This window comes from Mesorhizobium sp. M7A.F.Ca.CA.002.05.1.1 (assembly GCF_003998335.1).
Classification (GTDB): domain Bacteria; phylum Pseudomonadota; class Alphaproteobacteria; order Rhizobiales; family Rhizobiaceae; genus Mesorhizobium.
The window spans coordinates 1-4,028 of the sequence record NZ_RZQI01000559.1 but is presented as its reverse complement, the minus strand read 5'-3'; the positions used below and the strand labels follow the sequence as shown (position 1 = coordinate 4,028).

Sequence of the window (4,028 nt, the reverse complement as noted above, 5' to 3'; positions counted from 1 at the left end):
CGACCGACGAAGGCCTCGGCACAACCATTGTCGACGAACTCGTCAAGCGCGTCGGCGAGGACGCAACCATCGGCATCGTCTCCGGCGAGGCAACGGCGTCCAATCTCAACGCCTGGATCGGCTTCATGCAGAAGCAAGCCACCGCCAAATATCCGAAGCTGAAGCTGCTCGCGCCGCAATTCGCCGGCGGCACCGCCGAACGCGCCGCGCAAATATCAGGCGATCTGATGGCGGCCAACCCGGACATCAAGGCGATCATCGCCGTCGCCTCCTCGACATGCCCGGGCGTAGCCCAGGCCATCGAAACCGCAGGCAAGATCGGCTCGGTCATCGGTGCCGGCTACTGCAGCCCGAACACGGCACGGTCTTACCTGAAGAGCGGAGCCTTCGGCTTCACCGTTCTCTGGGATCCCGAGCAACTCGGCTATCTCACGGTCTGGGCCGGCAAACAGCTGATCGACGGTAAGAGCTTCGAAGCGGAAAACAAGGTCGTCGGCCTGGAAAAGCCCGTCACCTATGATGCCGCCAAGGGCATTTTGCTTCTCGGGCCGCCGGCCGTCTTCACCAAGGACAATGTCGACAAGTTCAACTTCTGAGCTCTGAGATGAACGTGGTGCGGCAGTTTGGAAACGGTGTCTTCTCCATGAACGGGCGGGAGTGGTCTCTGTTTGTCGCCTGTTTGCTGGCGATCGTCATCTTTTCTGTCGCATCGCCGCACTACGCGACATCAGGCAATGCAGCCACGGTCTTGCGCAACAGTGTCGAACTGCTGCTGATCGGCCTTGGCATGACCCTGCTGCTCGCCATGGGCGGCATCGATGTCTCGATCGGCATCGTCATGGGTCTGGCGGCCATCGCCATCGGGCGTGTGCTCGGCGCCGGCGGCAATCCGCTGCTGGCGCTCATTGCAGGCCCTTTGGTCGGTGCGCTGCTGGGATGCGTGACCGCCGCCGTCGTTGTCCTCGGCCGCGTTCCGGCAATTGTCGGTACACTCGGCCTGCTTGGTGTCTACCGCACCGCCGTCTTCGTACTTCTCGGAGGGCAATGGCTTTCGGGCCTGCCCTCGAGCCTTACAGATCTTCTTGCAACCAGCGTGCTCGGCGTCCCCGTCCCTGCCCTGGTGATTGCCGTTGCCTATCTGGCCGTCTGGCTGGCGCTGCGGCGAACCCCTTATGGGCTGCATCTGCTGGCGATCGGCAATTCGGAGGAAAAAGCGCGGCTTTCTGGCATCCCGGTGATCAAGATCCGCTTCATGACCTTCGTCATCAGCGGTGTGCTGACTGGCATTGCCGCCACGTTCTATGTCGCCACCTATCGCAATGTGGAGATGACGATCGGCAGCACGCTGGCGCTCGACGCCATTGCCGCGGTCATTCTTGGCGGGACCAGCATATTGGGCGGCAGATGCAGCCTGATCGGCACCGTGCTCGGCGTGCTGCTTCTGAGAATCCTGCAGAACGGCCTGCTGCTGATCGGTGTCCCTTCCCTTTGGCAGCCTGTCGTCACCGGCGTTCTCATCATCGGCGTGCTTGGCTTCGAAGCTGTTTGCAACCGATTGCCGCTCGGCAGATTTCAACGAGCCCGCGCATGAAAACGCTCCGCAACCTGCAAGGCCCGGCCCTTACCCTGGCTTTGCTCTGTATGCTTTGGCTGATCGTGATTGTCGGCCTGCTGGCGCTCAGGCCTTCTGTTTTCAATCTCGGCACCGTCACCACCATTCTTCAGTTCTCGACGATCCTTGCCCTGGTCGGCCTTGGACAAGGGCTGGTCATCATGGCCGGTGGCGCCGGCATCGACCTCTCGGTCGGCGGTGCGGTCTCGCTGTCCGCCATCGTCGCGATGCTTTGCCTCAAGCTGGGATTGCCGCCGGTCCTGCTGCCCGCCGTCTGCATCCTGGCCGGCGCGATGCTCGGTGCCTTGAACGGATGGCTGGTGAACGGGCTCGCGCTTCTCCCCTTCATCGCGACGCTCGGCACCTTCTTCGTCTATTCCGGCGCTGCACTTGCCATTACCGGCGGCGCGGCCCAAGCAGGCGTGCCCTCCTGGCTGCTTGTGTGGGGGCGCGGCGTCGTCATGGGCATTCCCCTGCCCTTTCTCACCCTTGCCATCCCCTGCTTTGCGCTAGCCGGTTTGGTGCTGCTCTCGACAGCGTGGGGGCGCTGGATCTACGCCATGGGTTTCAACGAACGCTCGGCCAGGCTGGTCGGTATTCCGGTCGATCGCGTTCGCTTGATCCTCTACGCCTTGAGTGGCGCGCTCGCCGGCGCCGCTGGGCTCGTCTCGATCTCCTGGCTCGGCAGCGGCAGGCCCAATATCGGCCAGAACCTCGAACTCGAATCGCTGACTGCCGCCATGCTTGGAGGCATCGCCATCACCGGAGGGCGCGGTGGCGTTGGCGGCGTGTTCGCGGCCGTCCTGCTGCTGGTCACGCTGAAGACCGGCCTTCTGCAATTGAACATCAACACGGTTTGGCAGGTGGGGATTGTCGGCGCCCTTCTGGTTTTCGTCCTTCTCGCCGACCGACTTTCCCAACGTTGGAGATCATGATGCCGTCCATGGAAGAGATCATTGCCGCGCGCGTCGAGGCAAGCGCTGACCGTATCGTCCAAACGCTGAGCGATCTCGTCGCCTTCCCCTCGATCGTGAAATCCGATCCAAAGGAGGCCGGCCCCGGCGAGCGTGATTGCCAGCTCTATCTGCAAAAGCGGATCGAGGCGCTCGGCTTCTCGACCGATCTATGGGACCCGGATGGCCCTGCACTCTACGAAAAATACAAGGGGCGCGCCGGCGCCAACAAAGGCAGGACGTTCGAAGGCCGGCCCAATCTCGGCGGCGTCTTGAAGGGCACGGGCGGCGGTCGCTCCATCATGCTGACCGGCCATATCGATGTCGTCCCGCCCGGCGCCGCAGGGCACTGGACGACCGACCCGTTCCAGCCCGTCCTCAAGGACGGATTTCTACACGGCCGCGGTACGGTCGACATGAAAGGCGGCGTCGCCTGCATGCTGATGGCCGTCGAGATCCTGAAGGGACTCGACATTCCCCTGTCCGGAGACGTCGTCTTCACCACCGTCGTCGACGAGGAAATCGGCGGCATGGGGTCGCTGGCCATGGTCGATCGCGGCTTTCACGCCGACGCCGGCATCATGACCGAACCGACGGCGAACAAGATCGCACCGCTCTGTCACGGCATTCTGTGGGGGAAGATCATCATTGACGGCATAGGCGGGCATGCGGAGCTGACGCCCAATGCCTGGTATTCGAGCGGCCCGGTCGATGCCGTCCAGCTTTGCCGGCAAATCCTCGACGGCATCGACATCCTCAACCGGCGCTGGATGTTCGATCCCAGAAAGAACCATCCGTTGATGGACCTGCCCAACCAGATCATCGTCACCCAGATGAGCGCCGGCGAACATCCGTCCTCCATGGCAGGGCGCGGCGAGATCATCATCGACGCTCAATATCTGCCGAGCGAGCACGACGAGTTCAAACTGGGTGGCAACGTCAAACGCGAAATCGAAGAGCACATAGCCAATGTCTGCCAGGCAGACCCCTACCTGCGAAAGCACCCCGCCCGCGTCGAGTGGATCCTCGACGCCGATTGCGCCGAAATCCCCTCGGACAATCCCTTTGTCGGCGTCTTCCAGGAGGCCGTCAAAGAAGCCAATCTCTCGCCGGTCCTGAGTGGTTTTGGCGCGCACAGCGACATCGGCCTGCCGACCGGCCTCGGCAACACGCCGACCGTCAATTTCGGTCCCGGCGACCCCGCGCAGGCGCATCAGCCGAACGAACGCGTTTCGGTGCGCGATCTCGTCGATTGCACCAAGGCAATTGCAATTGCCGTCGAAAAATGGTGCCGCTAGCGGGCACCGCCAACATGAATGGATCGGTTAGCAATGCCACGACAGGCGGCGGCATCGTGGCCGAACTTGCGCTACTGCCTGGTGATGTCGTCGCGTTCTGACAGCCGGAGGTCCTGAGCAAGAGATTTTGAGGTCCTGAGCAAGCCATTCCTGTCGCCGCCCTGG

Annotated in this window: 4 protein-coding genes; all 4 read left to right on the top strand. The window is 62.6% G+C overall.

Annotated elements, in window-relative coordinates; all coding sequences use genetic code 11:
- Window positions 1-596 (top strand): substrate-binding domain-containing protein (locus EN939_RS23925; RefSeq protein WP_164751172.1); only part of this gene is annotated, 596 nt, incomplete at its 5' end.
- An 8-nt stretch (window positions 597-604) separates the two neighbouring features.
- Window positions 605-1,591 (top strand): ABC transporter permease, encoded by a 987-nt coding sequence (locus EN939_RS23920; RefSeq protein ID WP_206517084.1) that lies wholly within the window; start codon window positions 605-607, stop codon window positions 1,589-1,591.
- Window positions 1,588-2,547 (top strand): ABC transporter permease, encoded by a 960-nt coding sequence (locus EN939_RS23915; protein WP_127270155.1) that lies wholly within the window; start codon window positions 1,588-1,590, stop codon window positions 2,545-2,547. Before EN939_RS23920 ends, EN939_RS23915 begins: the two co-directional genes overlap by 4 nt.
- Entirely contained in the window at window positions 2,547-3,863 is a 1,317-nt protein-coding gene (locus EN939_RS23910) for a M20 family metallopeptidase (protein WP_127270153.1), read from the top strand. Before EN939_RS23915 ends, EN939_RS23910 begins: the two co-directional genes overlap by 1 nt.
- Window positions 3,864-4,028: the final 165 nt, after the last annotated feature.